A 20,998-nucleotide genomic window follows, 5' to 3' on the forward strand; every position below is an offset into this window, starting at 1 on the left:
AGGACACGGCATGGACGACGGCACGGAGCTCATCACCGCGCTGCTCACACCACAGGGCGCGGCGGACCCCTATCCGATCTACGCCCGGGCACACCGGCTGGGCCCGGTCCTGCCGATCTGGGACGACATGCTGCTGGCCGTCGGCTACCAGGCGGTGCACCAGCTGCAGCGCGACCCCGCGTTCGGCGTGGCCGACGCCCGGCTGCGGGCCGGCTTCGAGCCCGGCTTCGCCGAGCACACCTCCAAGCGGCTGATCAACGACTCGATCCTGGAGCGCAACGCCCCCGACCACGCCCGGGCGCGCTCGCTGATCGCCGCGGTCTTCACCGCCCGCCGGGTCGCCGCGCTGGAGCCGGCGGCCCGCGCCGCCGTGCACGGGCTGCTGGACGAGCTGGCCCAGCGCGGGGCCGACGGCAGCCCGGTCGACTTCATGGACGCCTTCGCCTTCCGGCTGCCGGTCGGTGTGATCTGCGAGCTGCTGGGCGTCCCGGAGCGGGACCGCCACCGCTTCCGGGGGCTCGCCGCCGACCTGACCGCCGTGCTGGAGATCATGCTCACCGAGCAGGAGCTGAGCGCCGCCGACACGGCCGCCGACGAGCTGAGCGCCTACTTCACCGAGCTGACCGCCGAGCGGCGGGCCCGCCCGCGCGAGGACCTGGTCAGCGCGCTGGTGCAGGTCGCGGACGGCGCCGACGGCCGGCTCGGCGACCACGAGCTGCTGGCCAACCTGGTGCTGCTGCTGGTGGCCGGGTTCGAGACCACCGCGAACCTGCTGGGCAACGGCCTGGCGCTGGCCCTGCGCCACCCGTGGGCGGCGGACGGCCTGCGCGACGGCACGGTCGACCCGGCGCGTTACACGGACGAGGTGCTGCGCTTCGACTCCCCGGTCCAGCTCACCTCCCGCCTGCCGCTCTCGCTCGGGCTGCGGGTGGCCGGACTGCCCGCGGGATCGGGCATCCTGCTGTTGAACGCCGCGGCCAACCGCGACCCGGCGCGCTACGACCGCCCGGACGCCTTCGACCCCACCCGGCGCGACAGTCAGCCGCTCTCCTTCAGTGGCGGCCCGCACTTCTGCCTCGGCGCGCAGCTGGCCCGGCTGGAGGCGAACACCGCGCTGCCGGCCCTGCTGACCCGCTTCCCGGCCCTGCGGCAGGCCGCCGAGCCGGTGCGCCGGGCCCGGCTGGTGCTGCGCGGCTACCAGTCGCTGGCGGTGGCCCTGCGCTGACGGCGGGGCGGTGGGGCCCCGGGACGGCGGGTGGTGGGGACGAAGGTCCCGTCCGGTCGGGCCCAAGGTCCGCCCCGGGCCGCCCGGCCGGTGGGCGACGATGGGAATCCAGTCCTGTTCCCGCACCGGCCGAGGAGGTCCGCCGTGTCCGCGCCCGCCGAGCAGGCCGCCGCCGCGGCTGCCGGGTACCCCACCGCCCGCGCCGCGGACCGCCCGAGCGCCGCCCCCGCCACCACGCCGACCGCGCCGACCCCGCAGACCACGCAGACCACCCCCGCCGTCTCCGCCGCGGACGTGCTCGCGCCGCACTGGGTGCGCTGGCTGCCGATGCTGCTGGTGGTCATCGATCTGGTGGTGGAGGTGGCCTTCCCGCAGGCCACGGCGGCCGGTTTCCTGCTCACGGCGCTGCCGGTGCTGGTGGCCTTCGGCTTCGGACCGGCCGCCACCGCCGTCTGTGGGGTGGGCGCGCTGCTCCTGCAACTGATGCTGGCGGGGCACGCCGGTCACCTCTACGAGCACCACCACATGTGGGTCTACCTCTCCACCCTGCTCGCCGCGCTGGCCGGGGTGATGCTCTCGCGCCAGCGCACCCGCCAGGCCCGGCACCTGATCCGGGCCCGCACGGTGAGCGAGGCCCTGCAGCGCACGGTGCTGCACCCGGTACCCGACCGGGTCGGGGCGCTGCGCACGGCCGGCCTCTACCGCGCCGCGCAGGCGGACGTCCCGATCGGCGGCGACCTGTACGAGCTCTGCGACACCCCCTTCGGCACCCGGGTGCTGCTCGGCGACGTCCGCGGCAAGGGCCTGGAGGCGGTGCGGACGGTGGCCGACCTGCTGGGCGCCTTCCGGGCCACCGCCCACGAGACGGCGGGCCTGACCGAGCTGGCGGACCTGCTGGACCGCCAGGTCCGGCGCGGTGCGATCGAGCGCGGGGACGAGGAGCTCTTCGTGACCGCCGTACTGGTGCAGCACGAGCCGGGTGCGCCGACCACCCGCGTGGTCAGCCGCGGGCACCTGGACCCCGTGCTGCTGACCGGCGGCACCGTGCGGAGCGTGTCCTGCCCGCCTGACCTCCCGCTGGGCCTGGGCCACCTGCGCGAGGGCGGCGGCGCGCCGGTCACCACCGTCCCCCTGGCGGCCGGGCAGACCCTGCTGCTGCACACCGACGGCGTCACCGAGGCGCGCGACCGCGACGGCCGTTTCTACCCGCTCGCCGACCGTCTGGCCGACCGCTTCCAGGGCGGCAGCCCGGTGGCGCCCGAGCAACTGGTGGCGTTCCTCGGTGAGGACGTGCGCAGCTTCGGCGGCCCGGCCACGGACGACCTGGCCGTCCTCGCGCTGAGCCCGCTGCGGTAGCGCCGAGCCGGGCCGCGCCGCGGCGGTGGTCCGGCGGCTCCGGCGGTATCGGTGGGACCGGGTGATCGATGCGTCGGCATTCGGCCAAACTTCCGAATGTCATCCCGCCGTCATCCTGGCCATCGCCGCCCGTGGCCCCGAAAGGCGAGATCCGTGCACGGATCACCGTGTTCAGGGTGCCGGTTTCCCGATCAGTGACATCGCACCGGCGGCCGCGATAAGCCGTGTCCATGAGATACCAACAGGGGGGTGGGCTGGACGCCGAGCGCAGGGCCATCCGCGAGCGGGTCCGGCAGGCGGCGGCGGCGGGGTTCGCCCGGGGCGAGGAGAGCGGGGAGATCGCCCGGCGGCTGGGGGTGCACGTGCGCTCGGTGCAGCGCTGGCGGCGCAGCTGGGCCGAGGGGGGAGAGGGGGCCCTGGCGTCCCGCGGGCCGGCCTCGACGCCGTTCCTCGACGGGACCCAGTTCGCACTGCTGGTAAGCGAGTTGGCGAAGGGCCCGGCGGCGCACGGCTGGCCGGACCGGCGGGCGTGGACGCTGGAGCTGGTCAGGACGCTGATCCGTCGCCGGTTTGGCCGGGAGTACACCGTGCAGGGGGTGGCGGCGCTGCTCAAGCGGCAAGGATGGGTTCATTGGGAGGGCGGTTTGACGTCTCGACACCCCGGGGACGAGGGGTGACCATGGGCGGGTCGCACCGGAGGCCGGGCGCACGGCCGGTGACGGCGGCGCCCGGCGGTCACCGCGGCACCCGGTAACCGGGGCCGAGCCTGGCGGTGGTCGGTTGCACGGCCGTGCACCGGAAAGGGATGCGGGCGGCCGGGGTGCGACATCGAGAGTTGGAAACGTTCAACCGGAGAACACGGCAGCACAGTCGACGGGGATGACGTAGATGAACCAGTCACATGGCGGCTCGCCACAACCGGTCGGGGCGGACACCGCGGCGGCCTCGGCCGGTGCCGCCCTGCACGCCGAGTTCCGTGAACAGCGTGCGGTGGGCGTCCCGATCTCCCGCCTGTCGCCCGGCGAGTCGCCGCGGTTGAACGGGCTGGACATGGCCCACGTCGTCCGGCTGGCCGAGATCGCGACGCCGCTGCCGCCGATCCTGGTGGACCGGCGCAGCATGCGCGTGGTCGACGGCATGCACCGGGTCTTCGCCGCCCTGCTGAACGGGCGGCAGGAGATCGACGTCGAGTTCTTCGAGGGGGCCGGGCCGGACGCCTTCCTGCGGGCGGTCCGGGCGAACACCACGCACGGCCTGCCGCTCTCCTCCGCCGAGCGCCGGGCCGCGGCCGAGCGGATCGTCGCCTCGCACCCGCAGCTGTCGGACCGGGCGATCGCCACGGCGGTGGGCCTGGCCGCCCGGACGGTGGCCTCGATCCGGGCCCGTTCAACCGACGCCGGGGCGCAGTTGAACACCCGGGTGGGCCGGGACGGCAAGGTCCGCCCGCTCAGTGCCGCCGAGGGCCGCCGGAGGGCCGCCGAGCTGATCACCGAGCGTCCGCAGGCGTCCCTGCGCGAGGTGGCCCGGTCCGCGGGCGTCTCGCCGGCGACGGCCGCGGATGTCCGCCGGCGGCTGCGGTGCGGCGAGGAGCCGGTGGCCGAGGGGTCGCGCCCGCCGGGCGGCCGCACCGTCGACGTCCTGGTCTCCGGGCGGGGCACCGTGGCGCGGGGCCGGCGGCCGCAGCGCCAGGACCCCGCGGACGTGGTCGGCAGGCTGCTGCGGGACCCCTCGCTGCGCGGCAGCGAGGAGGGGCGCCACCTGTTGTGCCTGCTGCGGAGCAACGCGATCGAGGCCGGGCAGTGGTCCGAGCTGACGGCCGCGGTGCCGCCCGACTGCGAGGAGCAGGTGGCCCGCCTGGCGCGCCAGTACGCCCGCACCTGGCTGGAGTTCTCGCGGCAGCTGGGCGAGCGCGCGCGGTGGCCGGCGCCTGCGGCGGCCGACGAGGAGCCGGGGCGGTGAGCGGCGGGCGAACGGCCCGTCGCCCTGTGCCGACGATCGCCGGCGTGCGTAGGATGGCTGCCAGGTCTGTCGGGCAAGTGGCCCGATTCTTTTGGGGGTTGTGATGGTTGCTGGCCGTGTGGTGCGTTTCGACGGGACGCGGGGATACGGGTTCATCGCTCCGGAGAGCGGTGGCGAGGACGTCTTCCTGCATGTGAACGATCTGCTGATTCCGGAGTCCTCGGTGCGCTCGGGAGTGTCGGTGGAGTTCGACATCGAGGACGGTGGCCGCGGCCTGAAGGCCTCGGCGGTGCGGCTCGCGCCGGGCTCGCTGAGCCCCGCGACCCCGGTGGTCAGGAGCACGGACGGCGAGGAGCCGATGTGCGACGTGCTCAGCGCGGCCGACTACACCCGTGACGTCACCGAGCTGCTGCTGCGCGCGGTCCCGTCGCTGACGGGTGAGCAGGTCCTCCAGGTGCGGCGCGAGCTGGCGCAGTTCGGCAAGGCCCACGGGTGGGTCGAGGGCTGACCCGGCGGCACGGGTCACAGCAGCGGACCGGGTACCCACGGGGTACCCGGTCCGCTGTCGTGCGGGCGCGGTCCCGGTCGGCTCGTTGAACTGACCGGTGGTCAGTTCATCCTCGCTGAGCGGGCAGTGGCCCGATCGAGGGGTCGCCGGCGCCGTCGCGTCGGTGTGGAGATGTGTCGCATGCCTGGTGGAAGCCCCGAGAGGCTGTGCGGTGACGACTCGACAGGACCGTTGGCAGAGGTGACGATGGGTGCTTATGTGGCGGCTGGGAGTGTCGGGGTCGTCGGGTCCTGTGCCGTGCGCGCGATCGGTCGCGCGCGGCCGCGGGCGCGCGACTGAAGGGAGTCAACGGGCGGGACGGTCCGCCGCGTTCCTGGTGCCACTGGTCCGGCCGGGTCGGCAACCCGCTGGATCACGATCGTGAGAATTCATCCAACGGGGGTTGAATCGATGAAGCCTGACATTGGCGTACGAGAATCACAGCATCAGGGGAAGGAACCCGCTCCGGTCGATCGTGTCCGTTCCGTGGGAGGCGGCAGCCAACAGATCGTGTCCGTGCCGATCGCGCTGCTGCTGCCCGGTGACTCCCCCCGCTCGACCGGGGAGGACGGTGAGTACGTCACGCTGCTGGCCGGACTCGACACCCCGCTGCCGCCGATCCTGGTCCACCGGCCGTCGATGAAGGTCATCGACGGGATGCACCGGTTGAAGGCCGCCTTCCTGCGCGGGCAGGCGGACATCGACGTCGAGTTCTTCGAGGGCACCACCGAGGATGCCTTCCTGCGCGCGGTCAGCGCGAACGTCGCGCACGGCCTGCCGCTCACCAGGGACGATCGACGGGCGGCCGCCGCCCGCATCATGGCCTCGCACCCGCAGCTGTCCGACCGGGAGATCGCCCGCGTCGCGGGCCTGGGCGCCAAGGCGGTCGCGACGATCCGCCGCAGCACGACGGCGCACGACGCGCAGGCCCCTTCGCGGATCGGCCGTGACGGCCGGGTCCGCCCGCTCAGCAGCGCGGAGGGCCGCACCCGGGCGGCCGAGTTGATGCGCGAGGACCCGCGGGCCTCGCTGCGCGCGGTGGCCCGCACCGCCGGCATCTCCCCGACCACCGCCGGCGACGTCCGCCGGCGGCTGGAGGCGGGCCAGGCCCCCGCCCGGGTGCCGAGGCAGCCCGGCGACGCCGAGAACGGCGCCGTGCCGGCAGTCGCGACGGCCGGGGCGCGGAGCCGGCGGCGGATGCAACTGCTGCGCGCGGACACCGACCTGGTGCTGGAGAAGCTGCTGCGCGACCCCTCCCTGCGGCACCGCGAGGAACGGCGCCGGCTGCTGCGGCTGTTGCAGCACAACGCCATCGGCACGCACGAGTGGTCCGAGCTGGCGGCGGCGGTCCCCTCGCACTGCGGGGAACTGGTGATGAGCCTGGCCCAGCAGTACGCCGAGACCTGGCTCGGCTTCGCCCGCGAACTCGACGAACGGTCCCGCACCTCCCGCCGCCTCGCGGTCGGCGAGTGACCCCGTCCGGTGGAACGCGCCGGGCCCCGGTCGCTCTCCGTGGAGGGCGACCGGGGCCCGGCGGTGGACTGTGCGCGGTCGGCCACAGGTCGAAGTTCTGATCGAACATGCCCCTGACCTGCGGAAATGACGTCCTCACGGAAGATCTGTGCCGTCACTCTGACCAGCAGCTTCACGATGGCAGGTCCTCAGTGTTTCGAGCGACCGGTTCTACTCGGTCCGCAGCGCGGTGGCGGTCCGGGAGCGTGCCGCCCAGCCGGCCGGCAACAGGGCCCCGAGCAGGGCGATCGCGATCCCGCCGGCCAGCAGCGGGAGCAGTATCCCGGCGGTGTAGGTGTGGGTCACGCTCGGCGGCAGGTTCCGGCCGATCGCGCTGCCCATCCGGCTCAGCGTCACCTTCTCCACCGCCATCCCGATCGGGACCCCGATCAGCCCGGCGATCAGGCCGATGAGGCTCACCGAGGTCAGCACCATCGCGATGGTCTGCCGGGGCGTCATCCCGAGGGCCTTGAAGATCCCCAGGTCGTGGATCCGTTCCCTGGTGTCCTGCACCACGGTGTTCAGCACGCCGAGCGCGGCGACCGCGATCATCATCAGGGTGAGGGTGGCCACCAGGGCGGCCATGGTGAGCACCGTCGCGTTGGGGTACCTGATGTTCGCAGTGGCTGCCGCGTGCAGCGGGGTCAGCGCGGGGGCGGCCGAGGCGGACCAGTTGGACCCGCTGACGTTGTCGGCCAACTCGACGTTGAACTGGGTGATGTACGTCGACAGGCCGGCGGCGGCGAACGTGGCCGAGTCGGTCAGCACGACCCCGGTGCTGCTGGCATCGAAGTCGATGCCGACGATCCGCAGCGGCAGCCGCTTGTCGTCCTGCGTCACGGTGACGGTGTCGCCGACGTGCATCCCGGTCGCCGAGGCCAGGTGGTCGTTGATCACGGCTTCGCCGGGGTTCTGGTAGAAACGGCCGTCTAGCAGCCCCAGCTCGCTCCAGGACAGGTCGCCGGTGGTGGTGTCCACGATCGTGTAGTCGCCCGGCGACGTGCCGATCACGGTCGCGCCGCTGGTGCCCCAGCCGAAGGCGGCCTTCGTGCCCGGGACGGAAGCGAGCGCGGCGGCCACCCCGGTGGAGTCCAGGTGCGGGTTGGCAGGGCCGCCGGAGGAGTGGAAGCCGGTGGGCATGCCGGCGGGCACCACGATCATCGACGCGGCGTTGAGACCGGTGGTGTCCGTGTCCGTGTACTTGGTGAACGCGGTCTCCAGCCCCATCGCGAAGGTGACGCTGACGGCGCCGAACAGCACCGCGGCGCCGACCAGCGCGGCCCGGGCCGGCTTGGCGAACGGCTGGGCCAGTCCCAGTGACATCGGCCGGGGCAGCGGCAGCCGGCTCGCCAGGCGCTGCGCGGCTTGGCCGCGCCGGGCCTTCGGGGCGCGGCCGACGACCAAGGTCTGCACGGCCGGCATGCGGCCGGCCCGAAGTGCCGGGACGAGCGCGGTGACACCGACGATGACCAGGGTGCCGATCGGCACCAGGAGGCTGACCCACACCGGCAGGCCGGTGCCGGCGGCACCGAGATCCTTGCTGGCCTTGCCCAGGACCGGAACGGCCAGCAGGTTGCCGGCCAGCGTGCCGCCCAGCACGCCGATCGTCGCCGGGATCAGGGCTTGCGCGGCGTAGGCGCGGGCCACCTGCCAGGGGGTGAAGCCGAGCGACTTCAGGATCCCGATGCGCCGGATGCCCGACACCACCGCGCCGCTGACCACGATCGCGATGATCAGCACCGACAGGAACAGGCCGAGGACGCCGAAGACGACCAGGAACGGCACGAAGGACTTCGCGCTGCCGACGGCCTGCTTCTCCACGGCCAGGTAGGACTGTCCGCTCTCGACCGAGCCGGCCGGCGCGGCGGCGGCGATCGCCTGCCTGTCCGTGGCGAGGTCGGCGTCGGTCCCGGACTTGGCGAACCGGTAGAGCATCTGCTCGTCGGTCCTGGCGCCGGTGGCGGTCAGCCGCGCGAAGCCGTCGGCGGTGAGGAAACCGGTCGCGGTGCCGGTCAGCGAGTTCGCCTGGCCGACGACCTTGAACGAGGGCGTGCCCGGCAGCGTGGCGAACACCACGGAACCGCCTGCGCAGTGATGGTCCCATGTGGACAGGACGATCTCGTTCGGGGCGGTCGGCCACCTGCCCTGGACCAGGGCCAGTTGGTCCAGGCCGGAGGTGGCGGCCAGGTCGGGCCGGGTGGTGGCGACGACCGGCTCGTTGCCGCGACCGGCGAGCGGCTGGCCCGGGGCGAAGCTCCAGGTGCAGTCCGTGCCGTAGGTCGTGTCCAGGGCGGCGGTGACCGGGTAGGGCCCGGACGCCTCGGTGACGCCGGCGGCGTGCGCGGTGGCGGCGGCCTGCGCGGCAGTGGCCTTCGAGCTGTCGAACTGGACCGACAGGTGCGCGCCGTTGCGGGCCTTGAAGGCGTGCTCGAACGGGGCCTGCACGACGGCCAGCAGGCCGAGCGAGAGCACCGAGGAGGTGACGGCCGCGAACGTCGTCATCGCCATGACGAAGGACTGCACACGACGTCGGCCGACGCCGGAGCGCACGACCTTGCCCAGGGCGCTCATCGGCTCGCTCCCGCCGAGCTGGTGGAGGTGGCGCCGCTGAGCGTGTCGACCACGTCCCGGGCCACGGCGCCGTCCACCAGCTCGATGGTGCGCCGCGCGGTGTTCGCGGCCAGGTGGGTGTCGTGGGTCACCAGCAGGATGGTCTGACCCTCGGCATTCAGATCCAGCAGCAGCTCGCGCACGTCCTCGGCCGAGCGCGAGTCCAGCGCGCCGGTCGGCTCGTCGGCCAGCAGCAAGGCCGGCCGGTTCATCAGGGCCCTGGCCACCGCGACCCGCTGCCGCTGGCCGCCGGACAGCCGCTGCGGGTAGGCCTTGGCGTGCCGGTCGATGCCCAGCGAGGCGAGCAACTCCGTCGCCCGCCGCTTCACCTCGCCCTTGCCCATCCCGGCCAACTGCGCCGGAACCATCACGTTGTCCAGCACCGTCAGGTCGTCGAGCAGGTTGAAGAACTGGAAGATCATGCCGACGGAAGCCCGCCGGTACTTCGCCGAACCGGCCTCGCCGAGTTGGTCGACCCGGGTTCCGTTGACGGTGACGGTGCCGCTGGAAGGCCTGTCCAGGCCCGCGACCAGGTTCAGCAACGTGGACTTGCCACTCCCGGAATGGCCGAGGACGGCCACGCACTCACCGGCCGCCACGGACAGGGTCACCCCGGCCAGCGCGGGCGGGCCGTCGTCGTATGTCTTCGTCGCGCCCCGGAGGTCGATCATCGGCTCATTCGTCATGGCCACGAACCTAGGAACGGACGGTGTTCCATCGCGTCGGCCGGCGGATGTCACCTCTTCCTCCAGGCCGTCGGCCCGGCGGCGTACCGCGCGTACATCCCCGGGGCGACGCGCGGAGCCGATGCCAGTCCATACGATCTCCGCATGGAAGAGCTGCTCCAGCGTTTCTCGACATCGGCACCCGTGACCTGGCTGACGGCACGGGCCGTGGCGCTGGCCACCGCCTGCTTCTACGCGCTGATGCTCTTCCTGACGCTGCCGGTCGCTCAGCTCCGGCGCTCCGACGGCCCGTTCCGGTTCCCCGACCTCGGGGCCGACCAGATGATCGGACTCTGCGTCCTGCTCGCCCTTCCGATCCTGCTGGTGCGCCGTCTGCCCGCGGCGGTCTTCGCGACGGTCCTGGGCGAATCGATCCTCGGTGACTTCTTCGGCGCACGGTCCTGGTTCGTGCTCCTCCTGCTCCCGGCCTTGGGCGGGTACCTCGCGGTCCGGCGGCCGAGGGCTGCCGCCGTCGGCTCCGTCGCGGCCGTCGCGACGGCGGTCGCCGAGCGCGTCCTCGTCCGCCACGGGGAGTACATCGGCTACGCGGCCCCGTGGGGCGGGCAGCTCGCCTTCGTGTTCGCGGTCGCGTGGGTCTTCGGCCTGGTGTACCGCAAACGCCGTGAATACCTCGAAGCCCTGCAGGAGCAGACCGCGGCCCGCGCCGTCATGACCGAGCGGCTGCGGATCGCCCGCGAACTGCACGACAGCGTCGCGCACAGCATCGGGATCATCACGGTGCTGTCGGGAGCGGCGGCGCGGGTCGTGGAGACCAAGCCCGAGCAGACGCGGCAGGCGCTGACCGGCATCGAGACCACCGGTCGGGAGACGCTGCTCGGGCTGCAGCGCATGCTCGGAGCGCTGCGCCGCGCCGAGCCCGACGACGCCATGCCGCAGGCTGCTCCGCTGGCGCCGGGCGGCAGCCTGGCGGATGTCCCGAAACTCGCCGAACGCACGGCCGACGCCGGGGTGCGGGTCCAGGTGAGCTGGCGGGGCGAGCAGCGTCCGCTGCCGCCGGAGATCGATCTGTCGGCGTTCCGGATCGTGCAGGAGTCGGTGACGAACGTGGTGCGGCACTCCGGTGCGCGGACGTGCCGGGTCGCGGTCGGTTACGAGCCGGAAGGAGTGACGATCGAGGTGGTGGACGACGGGGACGACGGCCTCGGCGGGCCCGGCCGTCCGAGGCTCTCGGCAGCGGCCGGCGGGAGCGGCTTCGGCCTGCTCGGCATGCGCGAGCGGGTGACGTTGCTGTCCGGCCAGTTCAGTGCGGGCCGGCGTCCGGAGGGCGGATTCCGGGTGGCTGCGAGGCTGCCGGTATGAGCGTGCGGGTGCTGCTGGCCGATGACCAGCCGCTGATGCTGGTCGGGCTCGCGATCCTGATCGGCGCCACCGACGACCTGGAGGTGGTCGGCGAGGCCGGCGACGGCCGTGAGGCGGTGCGCCTGGTGCGTGAACTGCGGCCGGATGTCGTGGTGATGGACATCCGAATGCCGGGCATGGACGGGATCGAGGCGACCCGGCAGGCGACCGCCGAGCCGGACCCGCCCAAGGTGTTGGTGCTGACGACCTTCGACGACGACGAGTACGTCTACGGCGCACTGCGCGCCGGGGCCAGCGGTTTCCTGCTCAAGAGCATGGCCCTGGACGCGCTCCTGGAGGCGATCCGCGTGGTGGCGGCCGGCGACGCGTTGATCGCGCCGAGCGTGACCCGACGGCTGATCGCGGACTTCGCCGCAACGTCCGGCCCCGCGGTCCGCGAACCGGACGCCGGGCCCGCCGCGGACTCACGTCTCGTCGCGGGGATCACCGACCGGGAGCGCGAGGTGCTGGCACTGGTCGGACAGGGACTGTCGAACGCTGAGATAGCCGAGCGGTTGGTGATCAGCGCGGCGACGTCGAAGACGCATGTCGCGCGCCTGTTCGCCAAGCTCGAAGCTCGGGACCGCGTCCACCTGGCGATCATCGCCTTCGAGGCCGGACTCGTCCCGCGCAGACGGTAGGGCGGGACGAGAGGAGCGATCGCGACCACGAGTTCGCCGCGTTCCAGATGCGAGCACACCCACCTGGCCGCAGCGGGATTCGAGTCGAGTTCGGGGTGTGCTTCAGGCTCACTGGCGAGCTCGAACTCATTTCACTTCCATGTCACACGGCGAGCCCGCCAGCCCTCGACGCCTGCCCGTCGCGTGGCGAAGTCTCTTGTAATTCCCGCACAGCGGATCACCGCTGTGTCCCCGGCGGACTTCGTCACCCGTGCTCAGGCGCTGGCGGGTGTCCCGGTCCAGGCATCCCCCGCACCGGAGAGTGCGGACACCTACGGCCGGGACGACGACTCCTCGCCGTTCTGGGCAGGTGCCGAGTTGCTCACCCCGAACAACTCGTTCTGCTCCAGCGGCTTCGCAGGTTCGTACGCCGGTAACGCCGTCGTCCTGACCGCGTCGCACTGCGGGACGTCCGGGACGTTCACCACGGGTACGAATAGCGTTGAAGGGTGGGCCGGGGATTCGAATCTCGGCTACGACACGACGTTCGTGAACCTGAACGGAAACGGCGGGACCCAACTACGAGGGGGCATGGAACGACCCGAACGGCTACCACAAGCACATTGCGAGCTGGGGCCTCAACCATGACGGGGACTACGTGTGCACCTCGGGTGCCATGTCCGGAATCCACTGCAACATCCTGGTGGCATCACCCGGCACAACGTGGTTCAGGCCATGCGGACGGACACTGGTCACGCGGCCGTGGCGGCGGGTGACAGCGGTGGCCCCGTCATCGCCAGCCCCGACGGCACTTACGGCAATGACATGCAGGCGCGCGGCTTGATCAGCGGCTCGTACGGCGGCACCGTTGTGTGCGCCTTTGGTGTTGACACCTACGGCGCCACTACGTGTTACGAAGGGGTCTCCTACATCGGTATGTCCGCCATTGTTAACACGCTCGGATTCACTCTCAACACCTGACGCGTAAAGGGGGCCTCGTGCTTCGAACCACAGTCCGTGCCGCTTCCGTCGCTCTGGCGGCGATACTTCTCACCGGCTGTGGCACCGGTCACGGCGGCTCTCCTCTCGCGCTCCCCTCGCCCTCGCCGGGTGACACCGAAGGACAGATCATGTCCGTCACCGGCGAGGGCTTCACCCTGTGCGGTATCGACCAGCGCAAGCCCGGCCTCTTCAACGTGACGGTGTGCGGGGATGTGGCCAAGGCCCGCACGGTCCTCGAAGACCGATTCCCCGGCCAGACGGTGCTGGTGGCCTACCGGGCCGGGGACGGCGGCGCGCACATCCCGCAGGAACTCGTGGTGCGGTACTGGGTGAACCGAACCACCGGCGACGGGTTCACGATCAGCTCCACCCGGATCACCGGCAGCGGCAAGATTGAGGTTGGCGTGGACGGGGACCTGGACAAGGCCCGCAAGGTCCTGGACCAGCAGTTCCCGGATTGGACCGGGGTACATGAGGAGCAAGCCTCCCACGCTCTGTGATCCGACGAGTCCGGGGCCGGTTGGGTGTGGTTGAGGCTGCCCCGCGAGGTGGAGGCGGCATCGGTACGGCGTGTACGCGTACGGGCGATCGTTGCAGCGCGAATACGGCGGTCAGGGGGATCCGCCCGGCCCAGGCTTCGAGAGCTGCCGCCGGTCATCGTCACCGTCACTGCGGGCAGCTCGGCGCGGCCGGCCTGGCGCCGCGGTGCTGTGGATCACCCGCTGCCTGGACTGGAGGCTGCCGCCGAGCAGTTGCGGGCCCTGCCCGCCGACCAGCGCGAGCACGATGTCCTGGACGAGGACATCGCCCGGCTCTCCCCGCTCAAGCACGCCAACCTCAACGTTTATCTGGACACCTCCAAGAACCCTGGGGCAGACCGACACTGCTGGGGTTCGCCGGCGACGGTCGGTAGGTGGGGCCCAGCTCGAGGGCGCGGGCGCCAAGATCACCATCAAGTGACTCCTTGCCCCTCCATCGAGACCGGTGCCGACAAGCCCCGTGAGCGTCACTCAGCTTGACCCTGTCAGGGATCTTGAAGGCTTCCCGGTGTGCCCGCCTGACCAGCGGGCATGCTCGGGCTGATCAAAGACCGCGCAGTTGTCGAGGTGTCAGTTGTCGCTCCATCCCCGCTCCGGCGAGCAAGTCCCCTCCCTGACCGCGAAGATCGCGCGAGTGATCAACCCCGGCGGTACGACGGAGATTTGGGTGAGAGACCGGCTGGACGGGCTGTGGTGCGACGAGGACTTCGCGGGCTGGTATCCGCGGGACGGACGCCCTGGCATCTCGCCCGCCCAGCTGGCCACCGTCTGTGTGAGTGTGTCGCCCTGGGTTCCCGGGGGATTCATGCAGCAGGCTGGCATGGGGCGAGTGCAGAGGGGCAATCCTGCTGGCCAGACCGGGGACGACGGCGCACGGTCGGCGGCTACTCGGCGTCACGTGAGTGCGGGGAGCGCCGTGGCGGTTCAGGTCACCCAGGAGCCTTGTGCTGAGCCGCCAGCCTGCCGCCGACGCCTGGGTGGTGCCGGCCCACCCTCGCCGGCCGCCAGGGCGAGCGCTCCCGGTCCAGCTGAACTGATAGCGTTGCCGCTTCGGGGGTACAGCTCGAACTCGGCGCGCAACAAGATCCTCGGTACCGGCTTCCCGTCCGGCGAGGGCCATCTGTCGGCCATGCACAGGAGAAGCGGATGGGCTCGGGCGCGCCGCGACCCGTTCTCCGTTTCGCTCTCATTTCACATCGCGAGCCGTCAGACGGTCGACGGCTGGTCCCAAGACAGCGTTTCCGCAGGTCAGAAGGGCGCCTGACCTGCGGAAACGAGGATAGGTCGACCTGTGTTTCCGCAGGTCGGAGGTGCCCCTACAGGTCGAAGTAGAGCTCGAACTCGTGCGGGTGGGGGCGCAGGGCGATGGGGGCGATCTCGTTGGTGCGCTTGTAGTCGATCCAGGTCTCGATCAGGTCCGGGGTGAAGACGCCGCCGGCGAGGAGGTACTCGTGGTCCGCCTCCAGGGCCTCCAGGACGGCGGGGAGGGAGGCGGGGACCTGGGGGACGCTGGCGTGCTCGTCGGGGGCGAGCTCGTAGAGGTCCTTGTCGACCGGCTGCAACGGCTCGATCTTGTTCTTGATGCCGTCCAGGCCCGCCATCAGCATCGCCGCGAAGGCGAGGTAGGGGTTGGAGGACGGGTCGGGCGCGCGGAACTCGATGCGCTTGGCCTTGGCGTTGGAGCCGGTGATCGGGATCCGGATCGCGGCCGAGCGGTTGCGCTGCGAGTAGACCAGGTTGACCGGCGCCTCGAAGCCCGGGACCAGGCGGTGGTAGGAGTTCACCGAGGGGTTGGTGAAGGCGAGCAGCGAGGGGGCGTGCTTCAGCAGGCCGCCGATGTAGTAGCGGGCGGTGTCGGACAGGCCCGCGTAGCCCTGCTCGTCGTAGAAGAGCGGCGCGCCCTCGGCCCAGAGCGACTGGTGGACGTGCATGCCGGAGCCGTTGTCGCCGAAGATCGGCTTGGGCATGAAGGTGGCCGTCTTGCCGTTGCGCCAGGCCACGTTCTTGATGATGTACTTGAACAGCATCAGGTCGTCGGCGGCGTGCAGCAGGGTGTTGTACTTGTAGTTGATCTCGGCCTGGCCGGCGGTGCCGACCTCGTGGTGCTGGCGCTCGACCTGCAGGCCGGAGGCGGCCAGTTCCAGGGACATCTCGGCGCGCAGGTCCGCGAAGTGGTCGACCGGCGGGGTGGGGAAGTAGCCGCCCTTGTACTTGACCTTGTAGCCGCGGTTGCCGCCCTCCTCGATCCGGCCGCTGTTCCAGGCGCCGGCCTCGGAGTCGATGTGGTAGTACGACGCGTTGGCGCTGGTCTCGAAGCGGGCCTCGTCGAAGACGTAGAACTCGGCCTCGGGCCCGAAGAACGCGGTGTCGGCGATGCCGGAGGAGGCCAGGTAGGCCTCGGCCTTCTTCGCCACGTTGCGCGGGTCGCGGCTGTAGGCCTCGCCGGTGATCGGGTCCTGGATGAAGAAGTTGATGTTGAGGTGCTTTTCCTTGCGGAACGGGTCCAGCCGCGCGGTGGCCAGGTCCGGGACGAGCGCCATGTCCGACTCGTGGATGGCCTGGAAGCCGCGGATCGAGGACCCGTCGAACATCAGCGTCTCGGCGGGGTCGAAGGTGGCGGCGGGGACGGCGAAGTGCTGCATGACGCCTGGCAGGTCGCAGAACCGCACATCCACGAACTTGATGTCGTTCTCCGCGATGTACGCCTTGGCCTCATCCGCATTCTTGAACATCAATCCTCCTCTGCCCGGCCGCGCAGGACCGGGACCAGACCTGCACGGACCAGTCGTCCCAACCGGCCGTGGTGGCGTTCACCCTAGGAACCGGCCGTTTCCTGGCCGTGACCCGACCGTTTCGCCCATGTTAACCAGTTGCCCCGAACGGGCGGCAAAGCCGCGCGAGAGTGGGCAAATCGTTTCGCTGACTGGCCCGTTGCCGACAAGTGGTCTGGACCACTCGCCGGCATGCCGCGGCCGGGATTCACTCCCAGGGGGAGTCGGCGCCGATCGGGCCGCACGGCCCGGCTACTGTGGTTTTCGTGGACAGCAGAGAAGCACTGGGATCGTGGCTCGAGGGGCCCAAGGCCGTCGCCGAGCGGATGGGCGCCGACTTCGGCTACCGCGGTGAGCGGCTCGGCCGCCCGCAGAGCGGCCCCGGCTCGCTGGCCGGCCCCGGCCGGCGGATCGGCGCGCTCTTCGTCGACGGCTGGCTGGCCAGCCTGATCGCCTACGGTGCGCTCGCCCACGGCGACCTGCAGCGCGCCAACCTGCTGAGCCTGCCGGTCTTCTTCGCGGTCAGCGCGATCCTGCTGGCCACCAGCGGGACCACCTTCGGCAAGCGGCTCTTCGGGCTGCGCGTGGTGCGGCTGGACGGCACCCGGGCCACCATCCCGCAGGCGCTGCTGCGCACCGTGCTGCTCTGCCTGGTGGTGCCCGCGGCGGTCTGGGACCGCGACACCCGCGGCCTGCACGACAAGGCGGTCGGCACGGTCGAGGTCCGGATCTGAGCCGAGCGGGTCGCGCGGACGGGAACGCAGATGGGAAAGGGCCCCGCCGAGGCGGGGCCCTTCTCGTGGATCGTGCGTCGGCCGGTCGGCGACCGGCCGGGCCTCAGCGGGCCTGGCCGCCCTTGGGCATCCGGGCGCCCTTGGGCATCGGGCCCTTGGGGATCGGTGCCTTGGAGAGCAGGTCGCCCAGCGCGCGCAGCCGGTCGTTGGTCTCGGTCACCTGCGCGGGGGTGATGGCGCGCGGCAGGCGCATCAGGTGGATCTGCAGCTTCTTCAGCGGCACCTCACCCGGCCCGTCGCCGACCACGATGTCGTGCACCGGCACGTCACCGACCACCCGGGACATCTTCTTCTTCTCGGCCGCCAGCAGCGGACGGACCCGGTTCGGGTTGCCCTCGCCGATCAGCGCGATGCCGGCCCGGCCGACCGCGCGGTAGACCGCGTCCTGGTTGCGGGTGACCGCGACCGGGGTCGGGTTGGCGCTCCAGCCGCGGCGGATGTTGTTCAGCACGGCGGCCGCGGCCCCCGGCTGGCCCTCCATCTGCCCGAACGCCGCCCGCTCGGCCCGGCGGCCGAAGACCACCGCCGAGGCCAGGAAGGCCAGGATGAAGCCCAGGATGCCCAGATAGATCGGGTGCCCGAGCGCGAAACCGATGGCGAGGAACACGCCGAAGGTCAGGAGGCCGACGCCTCCGATGATCAGGCCGATCTTGGTGTCGACCTTCTTGGTCATGATGTACGCCTGGCGGATCTGCTTGAGTCGCCCAGGGGTATCGGATGTTTCCCTCGCCATGAGGGTCATGGTACGTGGCGGGGACATCGGAGGGCGAAGCACGGTCCCCGTTGGGCCGAAACGACCAGGGAAATCGTTACCGACCCCGCCGTGCGCCGCCGCCCGTGGGGCCCGGCCGGGAGGGGCCAGGGCCCGGCCGGGAGGGTGCGGGTCCCGGTCGGGACGCGGTCGGGCCGGGGTGGGAGGCCACCGAGCCCGCGCGCGCCGCCTCGCGGTCCGCCGCGTGGCGCCGGTTCTCGCAGACCGAACTCCAGGCGTTCAGCCGGGCCTGGCCCAGTCCGCTCGCCAGCAACCTGCTCTCGGCGATCCTGATCGCCATCGTGAAAGTCGTGCGCATCGCCAGTCCACTCCCCTCGCCGGGCCGGGTCGCGGGACCCGGGAAGCTGCCGCGGGCCCGGGAGTCGGCCGGCCGGGACCCAGTCTGCCGCGCGGCTGTTACCGGTCGATGACCCGCGGGTCAACCCCTGATGAAAGCACGTGGGCCCGGTCGTCGACCGGGCCCACGCCACACACGCACTTCCCCGCACCCGATCGGCCGCCGGCCGACCGGACCCCCGCGACCGGACCCGAGGGCCGGTGGGACCGCGGGCGATCAGACCGCGGTGCGCTCGCGGTGCTCCAGCGCCTGCCGGTAGAGCCGGCCCGCGCGGTAGGAGGAGCGCACCAGCGGCCCGGACATCACACCGGCGAAGCCGAGCTCCTCGGCCTCCTCCTGCAGCTCCACGAACTCGTGCGGCTTGACCCAGCGCTCGACGGGGTGGTGGCGCACCGAGGGACGCAGGTACTGGGTGATGGTGATCAGCTCGCAGCCCGCCCCGACCAGGTCGGCCAGCGCCTGGCTGACCTCCTCGCGGGTCTCGCCCATGCCCAGGATCAGGTTGGACTTGGTCACCAGGCCGGCCGCCCGGGCCTGCGTGATGACGTCCAGCGAGCGCTCGTAGCGGAAGGCCGGGCGGATCCGCTTGAAGATCCGCGGGACCGTCTCGACGTTGTGGGCCAGCACCTCGGGGCGCGAGGAGAAGACCTCGGCCAGCTGCTCGGGCACCGCGTTGAAGTCGGGGATCAGCAGCTCGACGCCGGTGCGACCGCTCTCGCGGCCCGCGGTCAGCGCGTGCACCTGGCGGACCGTCTCGGCGTACAGCCAGGCCCCGCCGTCCTCGAGGTCGTCGCGGGCCACGCCGGTGATGGTCGCGTAGTTCAGGTCCATGGTGACGATGGACTCGGCGACGCGGCGCGGCTCGTCACGGTCGAAGTCGGCCGGCTTGCCGGTGTCGATCTGGCAGAAGTCGCAGCGCCGGGTGCACTGGTCCCCACCGATCAGGAAGGTGGCCTCGCGGTCCTCCCAGCACTCGAAGATGTTGGGGCAGCCGGCCTCCTGGCAGACCGTGTGCAGCCCCTCCTTCTTCACCAGCGACTGGAGGGCGTTGTACTCCGGGCCCATCTTCGCGCGGGTCTTGATCCACTCCGGCTTCCGCTCGATGGGGGTCTCGCTGTTGCGGACCTCCAGGCGGAGAAGCTTCCTGCCGTCGGGTGCGACAGCGGACACGTGCGGCTCCTAGGTACTAGACGGGGTACCCCCAGGGTACGCCTGTGCTTGTGCGGTCTGTGCCGGGCTGACGCCCTGCAATCGCAGGGCAACAGCCGCGGTGGCGACGGGATTCCCGTACCGGCCGGTAGCCGGCGGGTCGGCGGTCGAGGGCCGGGCGGGTCAGCGGGCGAGCGCGGGCTCGGGCAGGTCCGCGAAGACCTCCGCCAGCCGCCGCTGCACCGCGGGGATCGCCTCGTCCACCGGCAGGTCACGGCCCAGCTCGGTGCTGAGCGAGCCCACCCCGGCGTCGCGGATCCCGCACGGGATGATCCGGTCGAACCAGGTCATGTCCGGGTTGCAGTTCAGCGCGAAGCCGTGCATGGTCACGCCGCGGGCCACCCGCACGCCGATCGCGGCGAGCTTGCGGTCGTCCCCGCGCTGCCCGGCGTTGGACGGCGCGTACTCGGGACCGGCCAGCCGCGGGTCGATGCCCAGCGGCAGGCCCATCCGCAGCGTGAGCTTGCCGATGTCGATCACCTGGGCGGGGTCGACGGTGGCGTCCGGCAGTTCCCGGCCCAGCACCCAGACCCCGCTGCGGCCCTCGACCCGGGTGCCGGTGACGCCGAGGTCGGCGGCGGCGCGGATCAGCGCCTCCTCCAGCCGGCGCACGTACGCGATCACGTCCATCGGCTCGGGCAGCTTGACGATCGGGTAGCCGACCAGCTGGCCGGGCCCGTGCCAGGTGCCCTCGCCGCCGCGGTTGACCTGCACCACCGGGGTGTCGTCCAGCGGCAGGTCCTCGGGCCGGGTGCGCTTGCCGGCGGTGAAGACCGGCTGGTGCTCCAGCAGCAGCACGGTGTCCGGGATCTCGTCGGCGAGTCGCAGCGCGTGCAGGCGCTGCTGTTCCTCCCAGGCCACCGGGTACGGGACGGCGTCCCCGCCGGTGCCCATCCGGACGAACCGTATGTTCTCGCTCACCGATGCTCCTTGCCAGGCCTGCGCGACCGTCCGCGGGCGTGCGAGCGGCCTCGCCCGCGCGACCAACCTCGCCACTGTACGCCCGCCGATCCGCCCGGCCGAGAGTGGCGTGCGCCACCCGCCGGCCCGGCCCGGCGGGCCCGGCCGGGCCCACCGCGGCTCGGGTCAGCCCAACAGCTGCAGGCGCAGCGCCAGCTGCAGCTCCAGCGCCCGCTCCGGGTGGTTCCAGTCCCGGCCGAGCAGCACCTCGATCCGGTCCAGCCGCTGGACCACCGTGTTCACGTGCACGTGCAGCTCGTCCTTGGCCCGGGTCAGTCTGCCGCCGCACTCGAAGTACGCGCGCAGCGTGCGCACCAGCTCGGTGCCGCGCCGGGCGTCGTAGTCGAGCAGCGGGCCCAGCGTGGCGGCCACGAAGCCGCCCACCTCGTGGCCGTCGCCCAGCAGCACCCCGAGGAAGCCGAGCGAGTGGGCCGAGGCCCCGTCGCCGGCGCGGCCCAGCACCCGCAGGGCCCGCACGCAGCGCAGGCCCTCGGCGTACGCGGCGGCCAGCGCCACCGGGCCGGCGGCGGCGCGGCCGGCGCCGACGGTGACCGGCTGCCCGGCCAGCCGGGCCCGGCGCCCCGGGGGGGGGGGGGGGGGGCCGGCGGGGGGGGGGGGGGGGCGGGGGCGGTGGCGGTGGCGCCGCAGCCCGGGCCGGGGCGGGAGCCGGAGCTGCCGCCGCAACCGGACCGCGGTCCGCT

The 20,998-nt window shown here is 72.2% G+C and carries 18 protein-coding genes and 1 pseudogene; 11 read left to right on the forward strand and 8 right to left on the reverse strand.

All coding sequences use genetic code 11. The features are described from left to right. Positions 1-10: 10 nt before the first annotated feature. The 6 genes and pseudogenes from ABD323_RS19785 to ABD323_RS19810 all read left to right on the forward strand — a co-directional run bounded on the left by ABD323_RS19785 (position 11) and on the right by ABD323_RS19810 (position 6,560). Positions 11-1,225, forward strand: coding sequence for a cytochrome P450 (locus ABD323_RS19785; protein WP_344443059.1), 1,215 nt, complete (start codon positions 11-13; stop codon positions 1,223-1,225). Positions 1,226-1,369: 144 nt separating this feature from the next. Then, on the forward strand, positions 1,370-2,581 hold the full coding sequence (locus tag ABD323_RS19790; RefSeq protein ID WP_344443060.1) for a PP2C family protein-serine/threonine phosphatase: 1,212 nt from the start codon (positions 1,370-1,372) through the stop codon (positions 2,579-2,581). Between the two features lie 230 nt (positions 2,582-2,811). Next, positions 2,812-3,207: pseudogene (locus ABD323_RS19795) on the forward strand (winged helix-turn-helix domain-containing protein); the annotation flags it as partial. 262 nt (positions 3,208-3,469) lie between these two features. Then, on the forward strand, positions 3,470-4,540 hold the full coding sequence (locus ABD323_RS19800; RefSeq protein WP_344443062.1) for a ParB N-terminal domain-containing protein: 1,071 nt from the start codon (positions 3,470-3,472) through the stop codon (positions 4,538-4,540). A gap of 103 nt (positions 4,541-4,643) precedes the next feature. Then, positions 4,644-5,048, forward strand: coding sequence for a cold-shock protein (locus ABD323_RS19805; RefSeq protein WP_344443063.1), 405 nt, complete (start codon positions 4,644-4,646; stop codon positions 5,046-5,048). 549 nt (positions 5,049-5,597) lie between these two features. Continuing rightward, on the forward strand, positions 5,598-6,560 hold the full coding sequence (locus tag ABD323_RS19810; RefSeq protein ID WP_344443064.1) for a ParB/RepB/Spo0J family partition protein: 963 nt from the start codon (positions 5,598-5,600) through the stop codon (positions 6,558-6,560). A 210-nt stretch (positions 6,561-6,770) separates the two neighbouring features. Here the strand turns inward: ABD323_RS19810 and ABD323_RS19815 are convergent, their stop codons facing one another. Both ABD323_RS19815 and ABD323_RS19820 read right to left on the reverse strand, forming a co-directional pair. After that, the gene (locus ABD323_RS19815) at positions 6,771-9,170 is read right to left on the reverse strand and encodes an ABC transporter permease (protein ID WP_344443065.1); all 2,400 of its coding nucleotides are present in this window, start codon (positions 9,168-9,170) and stop codon (positions 6,771-6,773) included. Further along, positions 9,167-9,895, reverse strand: a complete 729-nt coding sequence (locus ABD323_RS19820; protein WP_344443066.1) for an ABC transporter ATP-binding protein — start codon at positions 9,893-9,895, stop codon at positions 9,167-9,169. Before ABD323_RS19820 ends, ABD323_RS19815 begins: the two co-directional genes overlap by 4 nt. A 144-nt stretch (positions 9,896-10,039) precedes the next feature. Here ABD323_RS19820 and ABD323_RS19825 point away from each other — a divergent pair, with 144 nt between their 5' ends. The 4 genes from ABD323_RS19825 to ABD323_RS19840 all read left to right on the forward strand — a co-directional run bounded on the left by ABD323_RS19825 (position 10,040) and on the right by ABD323_RS19840 (position 13,415). Next, a complete protein-coding gene (locus ABD323_RS19825; RefSeq protein WP_344443067.1) occupies positions 10,040-11,254 on the forward strand; it encodes a sensor histidine kinase in 1,215 nt (404 codons plus the stop codon). Next, positions 11,251-11,934, forward strand: a complete 684-nt coding sequence (locus tag ABD323_RS19830) for a response regulator (RefSeq protein ID WP_344443068.1) — start codon at positions 11,251-11,253, stop codon at positions 11,932-11,934. Before ABD323_RS19825 ends, ABD323_RS19830 begins: the two co-directional genes overlap by 4 nt. 702 nt (positions 11,935-12,636) lie before the next feature. Next, positions 12,637-12,894, forward strand: coding sequence for a hypothetical protein (locus ABD323_RS19835; RefSeq protein ID WP_344443069.1), 258 nt, complete (start codon positions 12,637-12,639; stop codon positions 12,892-12,894). A gap of 149 nt (positions 12,895-13,043) precedes the next feature. After that, complete coding sequence (locus ABD323_RS19840) at positions 13,044-13,415, forward strand: hypothetical protein (RefSeq protein ID WP_344443070.1); 372 nt, start codon at positions 13,044-13,046, stop codon at positions 13,413-13,415. A 111-nt stretch (positions 13,416-13,526) separates the two neighbouring features. Here the strand turns inward: ABD323_RS19840 and ABD323_RS19845 are convergent, their stop codons facing one another. Together ABD323_RS19845 and glnA are read right to left on the reverse strand one after the other, a co-directional pair. Next, entirely contained in the window at positions 13,527-13,745 is a 219-nt protein-coding gene (locus ABD323_RS19845) for a hypothetical protein (protein ID WP_344443071.1), read from the reverse strand. Between the two features lie 1,025 nt (positions 13,746-14,770). Continuing rightward, the gene (glnA, locus tag ABD323_RS19850; protein ID WP_344443072.1) at positions 14,771-16,186 is read right to left on the reverse strand and encodes a type I glutamate--ammonia ligase; all 1,416 of its coding nucleotides are present in this window, start codon (positions 16,184-16,186) and stop codon (positions 14,771-14,773) included. Between the two features lie 305 nt (positions 16,187-16,491). Between glnA and ABD323_RS19855 the strand changes: the two genes are divergently transcribed. Further along, complete coding sequence (locus ABD323_RS19855; protein WP_344443073.1) at positions 16,492-16,959, forward strand: RDD family protein; 468 nt, start codon at positions 16,492-16,494, stop codon at positions 16,957-16,959. Between the two features lie 103 nt (positions 16,960-17,062). Here ABD323_RS19855 and ABD323_RS19860 read toward each other — a convergent pair whose 3' ends face one another. The 4 genes from ABD323_RS19860 to ABD323_RS19875 all read right to left on the reverse strand — a co-directional run. Then, entirely contained in the window at positions 17,063-17,752 is a 690-nt protein-coding gene (locus tag ABD323_RS19860; protein ID WP_344443074.1) for a DUF4191 domain-containing protein, read from the reverse strand. A 592-nt stretch (positions 17,753-18,344) separates the two neighbouring features. After that, positions 18,345-19,298 (reverse strand): lipoyl synthase, encoded by a 954-nt coding sequence (gene lipA, locus ABD323_RS19865; RefSeq protein WP_344443075.1) that lies wholly within the window; start codon positions 19,296-19,298, stop codon positions 18,345-18,347. Positions 19,299-19,460: 162 nt separating this feature from the next. Next, on the reverse strand, positions 19,461-20,231 hold the full coding sequence (gene lipB, locus ABD323_RS19870; protein WP_425556075.1) for a lipoyl(octanoyl) transferase LipB: 771 nt from the start codon (positions 20,229-20,231) through the stop codon (positions 19,461-19,463). 192 nt (positions 20,232-20,423) lie between these two features. Then, the coding region (locus ABD323_RS19875) for a PucR family transcriptional regulator (RefSeq protein WP_344443079.1) at positions 20,424-20,998 on the reverse strand (575 nt) is incomplete at its 5' end.

Origin of the sequence: Kitasatospora nipponensis (assembly GCF_039528135.1) — a bacterium.
Taxonomy (GTDB): domain Bacteria; phylum Actinomycetota; class Actinomycetes; order Streptomycetales; family Streptomycetaceae; genus Kitasatospora; species Kitasatospora nipponensis.